This window comes from Vibrio sp. B1-2 (assembly GCF_963888445.1).
Lineage (GTDB): Bacteria > Pseudomonadota > Gammaproteobacteria > Enterobacterales > Vibrionaceae > Vibrio > Vibrio anguillarum.
Genome location: NZ_CAWPJH010000009.1, coordinates 15,024 through 31,155, shown reverse-complemented (window position 1 = coordinate 31,155; position 16,132 = coordinate 15,024). Strand labels below are relative to the sequence as shown.

The window sequence follows — 16,132 nt, the reverse complement described above, 5'->3', positions numbered from 1 at the left end:
ACAAGTTAACAGCAAACTATAGACTTGCGCCGCTGAACACTATTTCAACAATTATTCTAACGAGGATTCATGGACGAACGACGCGCACTCGGCTTTGGCTTATCCGCTGTATTATTGTGGTCAACGGTTGCCACGGCTTTCAAACTTACGCTGGCTGAATTTACGCCGATACAAATGCTGGCAGTTGCGAGTGCTGTCTCAGGGTGCGTACTGCTGGGTATTTGCGCGCTGCAAGGCAAGCTCAACCAAGTAGTGAGTACCTTTCTCGCTAACCCTTGGTATTACTTATTATTGGGCTTAATTAACCCTCTCGCGTACTACCTCATTCTGTTTAAGGCCTACTCACTGCTGCCCGCCTCTCAAGCGCAAGCGATCAACTACAGTTGGGCCATCACCCTGACACTGATGGCCGCTGTTTTTTTGGGGCAAACCATTCGTAGACAAGATTGGATAGCTTGTGCACTGAGCTATTTTGGAGTGGTAGTTATCGCGACTAAAGGTGATATTTTAGCCATGCAGTTTGATAGCCCGATGGGTGTTGGGCTGGCACTATTATCAACGCTTCTTTGGGCTGGCTACTGGATTCTTAATACCAAAAACACCGCCGACCCCGTGATTGGCGTTTTACTGGGGTTTTTGATCGCCATCCCTTTTGCGATTGGTTTAAGTTGTTATGAAGGTGCAAGCTGGCATCAGATTACGATTAAAGGGTGGAGCGCGGTAACTTATGTCGGCTTGTTTGAAATGGGGATCACCTTCGTGCTGTGGTTGAGTGCGTTAAAACTCACGGCCAACACCGCAAGGATCAGCAATCTCATTTTTGCTTCACCTTTTATCTCACTGCTGTTGCTGGCTACTATTATTGGCGAAACTATTCACCCCACCACTTTGGTTGGTTTAGTGCTGATCATCACAGGGCTTGTCGTGCAGCAGTTTAAAACGCCTAAAACTATCACTCAATGACAGCGGCCCAAATTGACAAAAAGCCCAAACGGACAATTGCATAGGTTTACAAGGTAATTTGATCGCGGTAAATCTTAGGGCTCACACCGGCCTTACGTTTAAAAACACGAGAAAAATAGAGTGGGTCTGAATAGCCCACAATTCGACCAATGTGATTGACCGAGTAGTTAGACGTGACCAGTAATTGTTTGGCTCGGCTGATCCTTTGGTCGTCGCGCCATTGGGTTATGGTCATCTCCATTTCAGAGCGAAATAGGTGGCCTAAACGCGATGGTGATAAACAGATATGGGCCGAAACATCCTCGATAGTGAAGTCTTGATTGAGGTTTTGCGTCATATAATTCATCGCTTCCACCACCCTAGGGTCAAGCGGTTTGCTGACGACGTCCGGTTGCAGTGTCTTACATCTAATCAATAATTGTTCGAGCAAGTTAATCGATAAATCATTTCGATAAGGGACATCTTGTTTTGAAGTGTATTCAATATCGATAAACAGGTTTTCAATATAGCGAATGGTATTCTCATCCAACCCTTGCGTTAAATAGACGCCATTTTTTTGCTGTTGCCATGTTAGCCAGTCATGCCAAAAGGCTCGTGGCCGAAAATAAACCCAACGGTGAAACCAAGAAGCACAATCTTTTTTTCGATGATAATAGTGAGCCGCTGTTGGAGGGAAAAGAAGTAAGTCTCCAGGTTTCACGTGAAACTCATCTTCGCCATAAAAAATGGTTCCCTCGCCTTTGCTCGTAAAATTGACAATAAAACCTTTCATGCCATTAGGTCGATCAATCGTAAAATCCAGTTCATCTCCCTCAATAATTGGCGTTAGTCCAGCCACTAAATGAGCATTAAAGTTATATCCAGGTTTTAGAGGGTTATTCTGCATGGGGCAATATTCACTGTAATTTACGTGTAGTGTAAGCAACCTCTTCGTTAAGTACGATTTTTCAGTTCACACTTTTCATCTAAGACTATCCATTGGGTCGCAGAAAAAGCCTCACAGAAGCCATGTCCTACGGGTTCGATTAAGTATTCACTGGGTTGGTCATTACGTTTTCTTTGCCAACCTTTAATCGAAGAGATGATGTCTTCAGGTTGCGTGGCCAGTTGGTGGCTAACGTCTGTTTGAGTAATGTGATGTCGAATATCAAGCCGAGTTGGGATGCTATTTCGCGCAAGATAATCAATCACCAATGCACCTTGAAAAAAGGTGTAAGTCATACTCAATGAGAGTGTTTCGTTAAGCTGAATGTTGCACCATTGCTCTAAATGGTTTTGCTTAGATCTGAAATGCCAAACCACAGAGCGCATATCAATGATAAACCCATTGTTGATCAGCTCAAGCTGCCCAACGAATACAGGTTTATCCTCACAACACAGCTGAAATTGATCGGGTGTATCGGCTTTTAATTCCAAATACCACTCTTTATAACGCAGTAATGGTAAGCCAGTGGATAAAGGAAGAGCATTCATGTTCACACCATAGCCTAATGAACACTCCCTCAAATGAGGGAGTGTTCCGCGGGTTTAAATACCTGAAGATAAACGGTAATAAACGCTGTTTGTTTTGAGTGCGGACTTGAATGGATACAAGGAGGTTTGGTTATCGATTAATACCATTTCGATCCCCGCCATTTCGGCATAATCCGCTAACATCTCAACACTCACCGCTTGGCTGTATACGGTATGATGCGCGCCACCCGCATGGATCCATGCTGCGGCTGCCGTCTCAAGGTTGGGTTGCGGCGTCCATAACGCATGCGCCACGGGTAATTTAGGTAGCGATTGTGGTGGAGCTTGAGTATCGACCGTATTGACTATCATGCGAAAGCGATTTCCAAGATCAATCAAGGATACGTTTACCGCAGGCCCCGCTTTTCCGCTGAACATCATACGAGCAATATCGCATTTGCAGCCAATAGTGTGACGATGAATTTCAATCTTTGGCTTGTCTTGAGCAATAGAAGGGCAAACTTCCAGCATATGAGCGCCGAGCACTTGGCTTTGCTGACCAAAGTTGTAGGTGTAGTCTTCCATAAACGATGTTCCGCCCACTCGGCCTTGCCCCATCACTTTCATGATGCGAGTCATCGCTGCGGTCTTCCAATCCCCCTCACCACCGTACCCGAAGCCTTTTTCCATCAAGCGTTGTGTGGCCAAGCCTGGCAAGTTCGAAATACCCGATAAATTTTCAAAGGTGTTGGTGAATGCCTTCGCGCCCACGGAATCCAAGAAACGCAGCATACCCAATTCCAACTTCGCTTCTTGAGTTAGAATATTGATACTTGTGCTGTCTTTGAAAAGTTCAGGGCTCATGGTGTAGCAAGACGCGTATTCATCCATTAAAGCCTTAGCGTCACTGTCTGAAACTTGATTGACGCTCTCGCTCAGCTCACCCAAGCCATAGCCATGAACTTCATAACCAAATTGAATTTGCGCAGAGACTTTGTTTCCTTCCGTCACCGCGACTTGACGCATGTTGTCGCCAAAACGCGCTACTTTAAGCGACTTCCCTTCATGAATAGCAATCGCTGCACGGCACCAATCATCCACCTGTTGGTGAACAATCGGGCTCTCCCAATGCCCCACGACTACTTTTCGATCAATCCCCAGTCGCGTGCCAATAAAACCAAACTCACGACAACCATGGGCGCTTTGATTTAGGTTCATAAAACCCATATCAATTTCATCCCAAGGCAGGGCCGCATTGAATTGAGTGTGAAGATGCAAGAACGGCTTATTGAGCTGGCTTAACCCCGCAATCCACATTTTTGCAGGCGAGAATGTGTGCATCCAAAGCACGAGACCAATACATGAATCATCATTATTGGCTTGGCGACAAACCTCTAATATCTCATCTGGCGTCTTCACTGTACCTTTGTTCACCAAAGGAACCGAAATGGCTGGAGAGTGATTTAAACCATGGATAATTTCTTGGCTATTTTGCGCGACATTTTGTAATACTTGAGGTCCGTAAAGGTGCTGCGACCCAGTGACAAACCACACTTGTTGATTGGTAAACGTGTTCATTGTTATCCCTTATTTATTTTTTACATTACTTTGACCGTAATAAGCATTAGCTCCGTGTTTACGTAAGTAATGTTTATCCAGTAGGGCTTGATTGATGAATGTCACTTGAGGATTGATCTGCAAAGTTTGCAGTGCCATTTTGGCGACAACCTCCATGACAACTGAGTTATGAACGGCGTGATCAGCATCCTTACCCCAGCTGAATGGGCCGTGTTCATTAACAATAACCCCAGGAATGGCCAACACTTCACCACCACTGATCGTTTCAATGATGACCTTGCCTGTATGGTGTTCGTAGTCGGTTGCGATTTCGGCATTGGTCAAGGGGCGAGTACAGGGAATGCTGCCGTAGAAATAGTCAGCATGAGTAGTACCCAATGCTGGAATGGCTTTACCTGCTTGAGCCCAAGAGGTGGCATGAGGAGAATGCGTGTGCACAATGCCGCCAAGTTCTGGGTAAGCGCGATATAAGGCCAAATGGGTAGCTGTGTCAGAAGAGGGTTTAAGATCGCCCTCGACAACTAAGCCATTCAGATCAACCACCACCATATTGCCGGCATTGAGTGCTTCGTATTCGACGCCACTTGGCTTAATCACAACTAACCCTGTTAAGCGGTCAATGCCTGATACATTGCCCCAAGTAAAGGTAACTAAACCGTGGGTCTGTAGCGCCATATTGGCTTGCCATACTTGCTGCCGAAGCTCACTCAGACGTTGCTTTGCTTGTGGGTCGCTCGCTAAATCGAAGCCTAGAGAAGTCTTAACACTCATCAGTACACTCCTGTGCCAACAAGAATTCAGAAAATTGTTCGATCTGCTGCCCTAACTGGCGATAAGCATGATAACGCCATTCGCTGGTCCCTTTGGTATCAGCATCTGGGTAGTAAACATCGCAGATTGGGCTCGCCATTTGAGTTTGAGCTTGCTCGGCATCGCTATAAACCCCAGCAGCAACAGCTGCAAAAATGGCCGCACCTAATGCACAACACTGCTCTGAAGCGACAACGGCGATTTCTCGCCCAATGAGATTGGCACAGGTTTGCATCACAAATGGTGACTTCTGAGAAATTCCGCCAATGGCGATGACACGTTTCACTTCGACACCTTGCTCAACGAAACAATCGACGATTGATTTCGCACCATGAGCCGTTGATTCCACCAGTGATGCAAAGATATCTGGTGCGCTAGAGCCTAAATTCAGCCCCGTGATTGCGCCCTTGAGACGCTGATTGGCATAAGGCGTTCGCCGCCCGTTATGCCAATCTAAGGTAAGAGGCGTTTCCAGTTGCAGACGTTTTGACTGTGCTTCCGCCGTAAGTTGAGGAATTAACAAGGCCTCAGCGGCGTCCAGATCAATTCCTAATTGTGGGTTTTGCTTAGCCAGTTGTGCGATTGGCCACAACATCACACGTTTGTACCAAGCATAAATATCACCAAATGCTGATTGCCCAGCCTCCAGTGCCATTAAGTCTGGCATCGCACTACCCGTAACTTGGCCACATATTCCATGAATGGTTCGATCACCGATACTTTGTGCATCCACCATCAAAATATCGCATGTTGACGTACCAATAACTTTCATTAAATCATGTTCGCCAGCGCCAGCGCCCACCGCGCCCATATGGCAATCAAAAGCACCAATGGCAATGGCAATTCCCTCTGGTAAGCCTAACCGCTGCGCCCACTCCGCACTCAGATGCCCAGCTAATTGGTCTGAGGTGTATACCTCAGTAAACATTCGATCTCGCATGTCATCGAGCGTGGGAGAAATGGCCGATAAAAAATCTTGCGAAGGTAAACCGCCCCAGCTTTCATGCCACATCGCTTTATGCCCTGCAGCACAAATACCACGACGTAAATTTGTAGGATGCTGACACCCTGCAAGGAGAGCTGGAACCCAATCACACAACTCAACCCAGCTATGGATATAAGGAACAAGCCCTGCATCTTGTTCCGCTACCCACGCGGCTTTCGCCCAAAACCACTCCGATGAATACAATCCCCCGATGTATTTGGTGTAGTCTGGAAAAGTGTGTGAATGGGCCAGCTCATTAATGCGTTCCGCTTTGGTCACGGAAGTATGATCTTTCCACAAGATAAACATGGCATTGGGGTTATGCTCAAACTCAGGAAGCAACGCCAACACATTGCCCTCTTTATCGATAGGGGCTGGGGTCGAACCCGTACTGTCCACGCCAATGCCAACAACAGATTGTGCGATCTCCGTGGAAACCTGCGCCAACGTTTCTCGGACAGCAATGGTCAGAGACTCAATATAATCAAGAGGATGGTGACGAAATTGAGATTGGTTCGAGTCGCTGTATTGTCCTTTTGCCCACCTTGGGTAGTTAGCCACGCCAGACGCAATCTCTTCACCATTGCGAGCATTCACCAATAAAGCTCGTACAGAATCAGAGCCAAAATCTAAGCCGATCACGTAAGGTGAATCTATATTCAAATTATTCATGGTCACTCCACATCAGACCGATTAACTGCCTATTTTTATAACGGTCTTACGTCAATATCACCATGAACCCAATAGCTAAAAATATGGATAAATTAGTCGACACACTCATTCTGTGCTAATGGTTTTAAAATCATCACTTCAGCTTTTTTCCAGAAAAAAAAGCGCATAAAAACGCCAAATAGCCGATGGACATATAAAATCAAACACATAAAACCATAAAAAGTGAGAGGTACTTCATGCCCTACCTCGCTACATGAATGGACAAAAACGCTACATTTTTCTGCTGTGATTTTCATCACTTCAAAGCTCGTCAACTTCCTTAAGTATGGAGATGAAACAACCCTACCAGTGGACGGACAAATAAGATGAAAAGCATAAAAACCACACTCGCTGCCGCAATACTCACCGGAACCGCATTATTCAGTATTTCTGCTAATGCCTTTTTCGGTAGCAACGATGAACTCAAATTAGGTTATTTGGTAAAACAACCTGAAGAGCCTTGGTTCCAAACAGAATGGAATTTTGCTGAGCAAGCCGGTAAGCAATATAACTTTGAAGTGATCAAAATGGCGGTGCCTGATGGAGAAAAAACACTGAACGCTATCGATACGCTAGCGGCAAGTGGCGCCAAAGGCTTTGTCATCTGCACACCTGACCCTAAGCTTGGGCCTGCAATTATGGCTAAAGCAAAAAGCTACGATTTGAAAGTCATCACGGTTGATGACCAGTTCCTTAATGCGAAAGGCGAACCGATGACAAACGTGCCTTTGGTGATGATGGCTGCCAGTGAAATTGGTTATCGCCAAGGTTCTGAACTGTACAAAGAGATGACAAAACGTAACTGGGATACCGCAACAACGGGCGTTATGGCCATAACCGCAGACGAGCTGGATACCGCGCGTCGTCGTGTCGATGGTTCGATTAAGGCACTGAAAGAAGCGGGTTTCCCATCCAACCAAATTTACCGCGTGCCAACCAAAGCAAATGACATCCCTGGCGCTCTGGATGCAGCAAACTCGCTACTGGTGCAATACCCAATGGTCAAGCAGTGGCTTATCGTCGGTATGAACGACAATACCGTTCTCGGCGGCGTTCGTGCGACAGAAGGACAAGGGTTTAACGCAAGTAATGTGATTGGTGTTGGCATTAATGGCGTCGATGCTGTCAGTGAATTAGCTAAATCGAAACCAACAGGGTTCTATGGTTCTCTTTTACCGAGCCCAGATGTACACGGCTTCAAAAGCATCGAATCACTTTATAAATGGGTGAAAGACGGTGTTGAACCACAAAAATTCGTTGAAGTGACGGACGTTGTCTTAATTACTCGCGACAACTACGAAGCAGAACTGGCAAAGAAAGGCCTGTAAGGCGTTCGTCGTCAATGGCTAAAAGCGGTACAGCTTCTTCGTACCGCTTTCGCGAAGTAAACAGGAGTACAGACTATGGCAGCTTCACACTCTTGCTTAGAGTTTTGCCAAATATCAAAACACTTTACGGGTGTTAAGGCACTGACCGACATTAGCTTTCGCGTTAACAGCGGTAGTGTTCATGCCTTAATGGGAGAAAATGGGGCCGGGAAATCGACTCTATTGAAAACGCTAAGCGGGCTGCATCAACCCACCCACGGCAAGCTGCTCATTGATGGGCATCCAGTAACATTTCAATCAACGGTTGACGCATTAGAGCAAGGTATCGCCATTATTTATCAAGAGCTTAATTTGGTTCCTGAACTCAGCGTGGCAGAAAACATTTTCTTAGGGCAACTTCCCACTAAACATGGCCGGGTCGATACCGAAACCCTCAATCGTAACGCACGTAAACAGTTATTGCGCTTGGGGGAAAATTTTGACCCCTCTCGCCCATTAAAAGAGTTTTCTATTGGCCAGTGGCAAATGGTTGAAATTGCTAAAGCGCTAAGTCGCAATGCACACATCATCGCTTTTGACGAACCAACCAGTAGCTTGTCTCAACGTGAAATTGAAAACCTATTTAAAGTGATCCGCGAATTGCGCGACGACGGCAAAATCATTCTTTACGTTTCTCATCGTATGGAAGAAATATTCGCTCTGTGTGATGCAATCACCATCTTCAAAGATGGTACCCATGTGCAAACCTGTTATGACCTTTCTACTCTCACTCATGACCGTTTGGTTGAGTTAATGGTTGGCCGGGAAATCAATGACATTTACAACTACCGCTCTCGTCCTCTTGGTCAAAGTGGATTAGCGATTAAAAACCTGATGGGCAGAGGGCTCACCGCTCCTCTCTCGCTAGAAATAAAGCAAGGCGAAATATTAGGTTTGTTTGGTCTGGTCGGTGCGGGCAGAACGGAACTTACCCGCTTGATTTTCGGAGCAGAAAAAGCCACCGCGGGCGAGGTTTATCTTCACGGACAAAAAATACGGATTACTAAACCTGAAGACGCCATTCGGGCTGGTATTACCTTATGTCCTGAAGATCGCAAAGCAGACGGTATCGTGCCTATTTTATCGGTGCAAGAAAACACCAACATCAGCGCTCGTCCATGGCATCTAAAGCTTGGCGGGTTAATCAACTTCCAGTGGGAGTCGAGCAATGCCCTCAAACAAAACCAGTCATTAAACGTCAAAACCGCTTCGTTAGATCAACCCATTGGCGAGCTCTCCGGTGGCAATCAACAAAAAGTGATTCTTGGTCGTTGGTTATCCACCGATATGAGCGTCATTTTGCTAGATGAGCCGACGCGCGGCATTGATGTTGGCGCTAAGTCTGAGATATACGAGTTGATCTTCAAATTGGCAGAAAATGGCGTGACTGTCTTAGTTGTCTCTAGTGACATGCCTGAAGTGCTTGGTATCGCTGACCGATTACTGGTTATGAAAGATGGCAAAGTAACGGGTGAATTAACACGAACTGAATTTAACGAACAATCTGCGTTACGTCTTGCCATGATTGGCAACGACGTCGCTGCGTAAAAAGGAATATCCTAATGGCTGTAACGAGTTCAACCAAAATAGACAATACCGAGAGCCCGACTCGCTCTTTTAAGTTCTCTTCCATCTGGGATAAGTTCGGCATGCTGATGGTCTTTGCTGGCCTATTTTTGCTTTGCAGTTTATTTGTCCCTTATTTTGCTACATTCATTAATATGAAAGGGCTCGGTCTGGCTATTTCCATGAGCGGCATGGTTGCGTGCGCCATGCTCTTTTGCCTAGCCTGCGGGGATTTAGATCTCTCGATTGCTTCGGTTATTGCCTGCTCTGGCGTAGTCACGGCGGTAGCGATTAACGCAACCAGCAGTGTGGTATTGGGTATCGGCGCAGGCTTACTTTCAGGTGTACTCTTTGGTTTGCTAAATGGCTTCGTTATTGCCAAATTGCAGATCAATGCGCTGATAACGACTCTCGCAACAATGCAAATCGCTCGTGGTCTTGGTTATATCATCTCTGACGGTAAGGCGGTTGGGATCACTGAAGAACACTTCTTCACCCTAGGTAACTCCTCTTTACTTGGTATCCCAACGCCAATTTGGTTAACCATAGTCACCTTCGCTATTTTTGCCTTTTTGCTAAATCGTACGGTTTATGGGCGCAATACATTAGCGATTGGCGGTAATGAAGAAGCCGCACGATTAGCAGGTGTCAACGTCGTAAAAACTAAAATCATCATTTTCACTATCTCTGGCTTTATCTCTGCGCTCGCTGGGGTTATTTTAGCCGCGCGTATGACCAGCGGTCAGCCGATGACTTCCGTCGGTTTTGAGTTAGTGGTCATCTCTGCTTGTGTGCTCGGTGGGGTATCGCTCAAAGGCGGGATAGGTAAAGTATCTTACGTTATTGCGGGTGTGCTCATCCTCGGTACGGTAGAGAATGCGATGAATCTACTGAATATGTCACCTTTTTCTCAATACGTGGTACGAGGAACTATTTTGCTCGCGGCGGTTATCTTTGACCGCTATAAACAAAATAAATCCAGCTAGAAGCAATTCATTGCCACACAACAAAAAAGAAGGGCTAACCTGTGCAGCTCTTCTTTTTTCTAAAAAACTATCCATTGGTTTGACAGTGCTTTTTAGTGAAGTTTATCGCTAAGGATGGCTTCTATCGCAAAACTTATTCTTGACGTACAGGTAACGGCCTCTAGATACACTGACCTATCAGAGGGTATCTAGACTTAAAACGTCAAAGGTTTCGACAGAATCGACCACTTAGTTATAGTCGTAATTGGGGAATTGGGGAATTGGACGTTATACCGCACTAGCCCGATTAGAGTGTTAAATGCCTCCATCTGTAAATGTTTATCGTTTTTACTAGCCGTTCGACCATCTTGTAAAGCTTTGACAATTTCGTCAGGATTTCTTCCTGTATAGAGCTTTATTCCCGCTCTTGAGGTCACAGTGATCGTATCTAATAATGGAAGAAGCTCTTGAAACTTCTCGACACTTTCCATATCGCTATAGGCTTCATCATGTTTGTTCAATGGCGTTCTTCTAGCACCATCAGGGACTAACTTTCCTTCTCTAATACTTTTAAGTGCTGACTCATACCTTGTGAAAACCCCCATCATACTTAACGACTTATCAACGGCTAGCACCGTCAAATGAGTCTTAAAGCCATGTTTTTTACAATCATCCAGAACGTGTAATATTGAGTGTTGCTGATCTAACATGGAGCGTTGTATCACCATGTTGAATTTTTTTTCAAGTCCGTACTTTATTAAACCTTCGCAGAGAAACAACGCCGTTTGTTGGCAGTTTGACACCGTGCTTGGGTGCCCATTGCTTGCTAACTCCGAATAACCTGGAATGTATTTTTTCAGTTCATCATAATCAACCACCACACAGTTATTCTTGAGCTGTGACGAACATGCTTTTATCGCGGTCGATTTCCCAGCGCCCATTTGCCCTGTAACAACAAAGGCGCTTGGTTGTTCTTGAGGCGTAACGCCTTGGCATAGCTTCTCTTGCACATGTTTTAATAAGTTAATTTTATTACTCGGTTCAGAGAGGAACCGATTATCATCCATATCTTTTACCCGGCGCTGGCGAAGTTCCAAAGCGCTTTGCGTTGCACTGACTGGTACATTCTTTACCTGTTTAACAAAGAATGGTTCTTGTAGTGATGTTGCCCGTTCGAGGGAATAGCTTTGAGGCTCCGTAAATGTAAAAGATGTTTTCATTTCAAATCCTTATAAAATTAGGCTTTGTTCAAACGATATCTAAGCGAACCATAGTCAGCACAGTGGAAGGCGCTATATTATCACCGCGGTATGATGTATAGAGATGCATCTTATTGGACGTGAGGATGACTAAAAGGTCATGTCTTTATTTGTGAGTAAATGTAGAAGATTGATTTCATCCAGATGAGTTTACATCCGTTGTGAATATAATTTTTAGCCGTTTACTGGTTCAATAAAATGCACATTTATTCATACTTTTACAGCATGTCGAATCACATGCTTTGAGCTAAAAGTGATAAGCATGAAAAAGCCGTTGCTATGTTCAACCTTCGAGTAAACAAAAAGCAGAAGGATAGCGCGAACTTTTTATGATTTATGGTTATGATTTTTGGATATCAAAGGGTAAGTACAAAGAACCAAGCATTTGATATGCAGACGCATTCGCTTGAGTAATGTAAGGGCGAGAAGATTTTTCCTGATATTGCGTCTGGTGCAAAAACCAGCCGACCTTCTTTGAACAACGCCTTGCCCCGTTGCGGGCAAGTGAGGCTATCAACGCCTACAAATGAGACAGGCTAGTCCGTTCGTGAAAGCACGGTGTAGAGATAATAAAGTTTGTATCCTTGGGGTGATCCTCGTCACCCCTTTTGGGTCTTCTCTACACACTTACACCCACTGTCCGGCGACATAGCCGCTTGACCAACACCATTGGAAATTATAGCCGCCAAGCCAGCCCGTCACATCCATTACCTCACCAATAAAATAGAGGCCCGGAACCGATTTGCATTCCATGGTTTTCGATGAGAGGCAATCGGTGTCTACGCCACCTAATGTGACTTCGGCTGTGCGATAACCTTCAGTACCATTGGGAAGAATCGGCCAATGTTGTAAGTCGTGTGCGATAGCGGTTATTTCGTGTGGGTTTAACTGTTTGAGCGGTTTATCGACAAAAGCTTTGCGCTCAATCAGTACTTCAACTAAACGCTTAGGCAGTACTTTCGCGAGTGTATTTTTTAAGCTTTGATTTGGGTGTGCTTCACGTGATTCATTCAATAGCCGCTCGATGTCTACTTCCGGCACTAAGTTGATACTGACCTTCTGCCCCGCTTTCCAGTAAGAAGAAATTTGCAACACCGCCGGCCCAGATAAACCACGATGAGTAAACAGCAGTGCTTCTTTAAACACTGTGCCATCTTCAGTAGTGATTTCAGTTGGAATGGCAATGCCGGCCAGTTCGGCGAAATCTTCTTTATCTTGTTTATGCAGTGTAAAAGGCACGAGCCCGGCCGTGGTTGGGATCACCGCCAGTCCAAACTGCTCTGCAATTTTGTAACCAAAAGGAGTCGCACCAAGCTTGGGCATCGACAAGCCGCCCGTTGCGACCACCAGTGACTGGCATTGGATCGGCCCGTCATTGGTGGTGAGCTGAAAGCCGTTTGGCACCTTATCTATCGATTGAATCTCGACTTGATAACGCTGCTTGACCGTCGGTAAATCGCACTCTTTTAGCAACATATTGACGATGTCCTTCGCCGAATCAAGGCAGAAGAGCTGGCCATGATCGCGCTCTTCAAACGCAATATTGTATTTACTGACCAGCGAGATAAAGTCCCACTGGCTGTACTGCGATAACGCTGATTTAACGAAATGGGGATTGCGGCATAAATAGTTGGCGGCCGATAGTTCATAATTGGTGAAATTACAGCGACCGCCACCTGAGATCAAAATTTTACGGCCAGGCTTTTTGGCATGATCGAGAACGCATACGCTGCGCCCGCGCAGGCCAGCTTGCGCGGCGCACATTAGCCCGGCGGCGCCAGCACCAATAACGACAACATCAAACGACTGACTCATGCTTTCACCTTCATTTAATTAGACGCACACGCACCTAATGACAAACAAAAAGGATGCAGCGCTAGTGGCGTACATCCTTATCAATGGGGGACATTTTAACGACTAATTGAGTGAAGACAAGGTTAATCCACCAGCGACGGTATTAGACGAGCTGCTCTGCAAGCTCGCGCCCTTTTCCGCGAACGGCGTCAATTGTTTCAGCAAATGTGGCAGATATTGCCAGCACACGAGTATCTGGGTGCTCAGCCAGAAATAAGCGTTTTTCTTTTTCGGTCAGGATATCCCATTGATGGTGGATATCACGGGCAAAATGCAATACACGGGCAAGTTTTGGTGAAAGCTGCGCTTTTTCTGGCTGCGCAGAGTAGGCGATCGCATCGACCATCTCATCAGGAAACTTCCAAGCTTTGGCTAGCTTCGCCCCCAGTACATTCGCATCGGTATGGATGATTTGCTGTTGTGCTTCTAGTTCAACTTCACCAGCATCAACACAAAGGCGAATTTTCAACGCTTCTTGCGGCGCTAATGTGTGGATCATCAATTGGCCAATGTTGTGCAATATTCCGGTAGTAAAAACGCTATTGGCATCGAGTTTACAAGCGGCCCCCAGTTTGCTGGCGATAATGGCAATTTCAAAGGTATCGGACCAATATTGCTGCAGATCCAAGGTGTCAATTTTAGGAAAAGCACTGGATAATACCGATGCCACCACCATAGTTCTCACCGAGCCACTTCCGACACGAATCACCGCATCATTGATAGAGGCCACTGTGCGGCTTCCGCCAAAATGTGCCGAATTTGCAAGGCGAAGCAGCCGCGCACTCAACACTTGTTCCATGGCAATTTTTTTTGTGAGCGCACCAAAATCGACCTCTTCCTTATTAACCATTTCGAGTAGTTCTTGTAATACTTGTTGAATACGAGGTAACTCATTCAAACGTGCGAGCAGTGCTTTTTCATCCATTATTTTTCTCCTTTCGATTGCTCTTGCTAATAATAGTCGCCGCACAATGAAGATGCATAATAGTGAAGAAATAAGTCGATGACTTTATACAGACGATAAAAAAGGAGCACGATAGCTCCTTTAATCAATACAATGACTGGCTCAGTTATACGATACAAGCCGCGAAGGTTGTCACCGCCAGCAATGACATCGACAAGATAAACAGCGCTCTAACGCGATCACACTTGCCCGTAAATAGGGGATCGTGGTGATGGTGATACTCTTTACCTTTCAAATAGTGGAAAAGACGAACCTGCTTGGTGACATTACCGTGAGTGGTAAAAAAGCCACCGCCATCCACTTGTTGATAAAGCAATGGATGAGCTTCGCGCATGATGTAAATAAGTGAGCGCAGCGCAGTAAGATACCTGGCTAGGTTAACCCCAGTGACCAGCATTAGCGCAAATAAAATTGTATCCCCAGTGATCATCTTTTCCTCCCTACACCTTTGCATAGAACCCAAAGAAAAAGACGATCGCTTCATACTCTTTCTGCTGCGATTACACAGCTTGGGTATCCATTACAGAAGATGAGCCGGCTTTTGCCATTGCGGCTAGGTCTTTGTCGATGAAGAACAGCGCCTTACCATCATCACCCACAAGCTCTAGCTTATCTAAAATCCCTTTAAACAACTTCTCTTCTTCATGTTGCTCCGCAACGTACCACTGAAGGAAGTTAAACGTTGAGTAGTCTTGAGATGTGAACGCCGCATGAGCGAGTTTATTAATCTGCTGAGTAATCATCTGCTCATGTTGATAAGTTTCGCGAAACACTTCACCAAGGCTCGTAAACTTATGTTTTGGCGCTGCGATCGCACCAAGGATAGGCAGTGCACCCGTTTCACTCACGTAGGTGAATAAACGCTGCATGTGCTGCATTTCTTCTACGGCATGAGCGCGTAAAAACTCAGCAGCACCTTCAAATCCTTTATCTTCACACCAAGCACTCATTTGTAAGTATAGATTGGATGAAAAAAATTCCAGATTAATTTGTTCATTCAGTTTTTCAACCATAGCTTGTGACAACATGTCGACTCCTAGTTTATGTAACGATTTGAATTGACTATACCATGAACCTCACCATAACACTTTGAGTCAGGTATGCGGATATGAGATCACGGCGACAAAAAACTCTCGGCCTCAGTGCTAATCTTTAATCAGTACCCCATCAGGAGATAATACAATGAGTTATCAACATATTTTGGTTGCCATTGATCTTTCAGAAGACAGTAAACTCTTAGTCGACAAAGCGGTTGCACTGGCAAAACCACTCGATGCTGACGTTTCTTTCATTCACATTGATGTCAACTATGCCGAGCTGTATACCGGACTCATTGATATCAATTTAGCAGAAACTCAACATCACGCGATGGAAGCGTCACAAAAGCAGCTGCAAGCCTTAGCGGAACATGCGCAATACCCTATCCGCCATACACTAGTAGGCAGCGGCGACCTCAGTAATGAGCTATGCGAAACCATCGCTGAATTCAGTGTTGATTTGGTGGTCTGCGGTCATCATCAAGATTTTTGGAGCAAGTTACTCTCATCCACTCGGCAACTGATTAACTGTTCGCCAGTCGACATGCTTGTAATACCACTTCACGACTGACGACAAGCCAAAACTCGGTTAGACTGCGGGTTATTTACTGTTCAGCGTTG

The 16,132-nt window shown here is 45.5% G+C and carries 15 protein-coding genes; 5 read left to right on the top strand and 10 right to left on the bottom strand.

Going from position 1 to position 16,132, the window contains the following annotated elements; translation table 11 throughout:
* Positions 1-69 precede the first annotated feature (69 nt).
* Positions 70-963, top strand: a complete 894-nt coding sequence (locus tag AACQ75_RS04520) for a DMT family transporter (protein ID WP_170889608.1) — start codon at positions 70-72, stop codon at positions 961-963.
* 46 nt (positions 964-1,009) lie between these two features.
* On the opposite strand, the gene araC is transcribed toward AACQ75_RS04520, so the two are convergent.
* From araC to AACQ75_RS04495, 5 genes are read right to left on the bottom strand one after another with little or no spacing between them, the layout of a single operon-like run.
* Positions 1,010-1,849: an arabinose operon transcriptional regulator AraC gene (gene araC, locus AACQ75_RS04515; RefSeq protein ID WP_029189931.1), complete on the bottom strand. Its 840-nt coding sequence runs from the start codon at positions 1,847-1,849 to the stop codon at positions 1,010-1,012.
* Between the two features lie 47 nt (positions 1,850-1,896).
* Positions 1,897-2,436, bottom strand: a complete 540-nt coding sequence (locus AACQ75_RS04510) for a hypothetical protein (RefSeq protein WP_170889606.1) — start codon at positions 2,434-2,436, stop codon at positions 1,897-1,899.
* 54 nt (positions 2,437-2,490) lie between these two features.
* Positions 2,491-3,993 carry an L-arabinose isomerase gene (gene araA, locus AACQ75_RS04505; protein WP_170889604.1) on the bottom strand — a complete coding sequence of 501 codons (1,503 nt, stop codon included), beginning with the start codon at positions 3,991-3,993 and terminating at the stop codon, positions 2,491-2,493.
* Between the two features lie 9 nt (positions 3,994-4,002).
* A complete protein-coding gene (locus AACQ75_RS04500; protein ID WP_088733013.1) occupies positions 4,003-4,764 on the bottom strand; it encodes an L-ribulose-5-phosphate 4-epimerase in 762 nt (253 codons plus the stop codon).
* A complete protein-coding gene (locus tag AACQ75_RS04495) occupies positions 4,754-6,460 on the bottom strand; it encodes a ribulokinase (protein WP_170889602.1) in 1,707 nt (568 codons plus the stop codon). The genes AACQ75_RS04500 and AACQ75_RS04495 overlap by 11 nt, the downstream gene beginning before the upstream one ends.
* Before the next feature lie 365 nt (positions 6,461-6,825).
* Between AACQ75_RS04495 and AACQ75_RS04490 the strand changes: the two genes are divergently transcribed.
* From AACQ75_RS04490 to araH, 3 genes are all read left to right on the top strand, one after another.
* Positions 6,826-7,827: an arabinose ABC transporter substrate-binding protein gene (locus AACQ75_RS04490; RefSeq protein WP_047690318.1), complete on the top strand. Its 1,002-nt coding sequence runs from the start codon at positions 6,826-6,828 to the stop codon at positions 7,825-7,827.
* Between the two features lie 75 nt (positions 7,828-7,902).
* On the top strand, positions 7,903-9,414 hold the full coding sequence (gene araG / locus AACQ75_RS04485; protein WP_094133390.1) for an L-arabinose ABC transporter ATP-binding protein AraG: 1,512 nt from the start codon (positions 7,903-7,905) through the stop codon (positions 9,412-9,414).
* Between the two features lie 14 nt (positions 9,415-9,428).
* On the top strand, positions 9,429-10,418 hold the full coding sequence (gene araH, locus AACQ75_RS04480; protein WP_013855627.1) for an L-arabinose ABC transporter permease AraH: 990 nt from the start codon (positions 9,429-9,431) through the stop codon (positions 10,416-10,418).
* A gap of 194 nt (positions 10,419-10,612) precedes the next feature.
* Here araH and AACQ75_RS04475 read toward each other — a convergent pair whose 3' ends face one another.
* The 5 genes from AACQ75_RS04475 to ftnA all read right to left on the bottom strand — a co-directional run bounded on the left by AACQ75_RS04475 (position 10,613) and on the right by ftnA (position 15,502).
* Entirely contained in the window at positions 10,613-11,617 is a 1,005-nt protein-coding gene (locus tag AACQ75_RS04475; RefSeq protein WP_170889600.1) for a zeta toxin family protein, read from the bottom strand.
* A 666-nt stretch (positions 11,618-12,283) separates the two neighbouring features.
* Complete coding sequence (locus tag AACQ75_RS04470) at positions 12,284-13,471, bottom strand: NAD(P)/FAD-dependent oxidoreductase (RefSeq protein ID WP_013855625.1); 1,188 nt, start codon at positions 13,469-13,471, stop codon at positions 12,284-12,286.
* Positions 13,472-13,613: 142 nt separating this feature from the next.
* Positions 13,614-14,435, bottom strand: coding sequence for an HDOD domain-containing protein (locus tag AACQ75_RS04465; RefSeq protein ID WP_026028254.1), 822 nt, complete (start codon positions 14,433-14,435; stop codon positions 13,614-13,616).
* 145 nt (positions 14,436-14,580) lie between these two features.
* Positions 14,581-14,904 (bottom strand): universal stress protein UspB, encoded by a 324-nt coding sequence (gene uspB / locus AACQ75_RS04460; RefSeq protein ID WP_029388213.1) that lies wholly within the window; start codon positions 14,902-14,904, stop codon positions 14,581-14,583.
* Positions 14,905-14,974: 70 nt separating this feature from the next.
* A complete protein-coding gene (gene ftnA, locus AACQ75_RS04455) occupies positions 14,975-15,502 on the bottom strand; it encodes a non-heme ferritin (protein WP_013855622.1) in 528 nt (175 codons plus the stop codon).
* 154 nt (positions 15,503-15,656) lie between these two features.
* Here ftnA and AACQ75_RS04450 point away from each other — a divergent pair, with 154 nt between their 5' ends.
* Positions 15,657-16,082, top strand: coding sequence for a universal stress protein (locus tag AACQ75_RS04450; protein ID WP_010319581.1), 426 nt, complete (start codon positions 15,657-15,659; stop codon positions 16,080-16,082).
* Positions 16,083-16,132 lie beyond the last annotated feature (50 nt).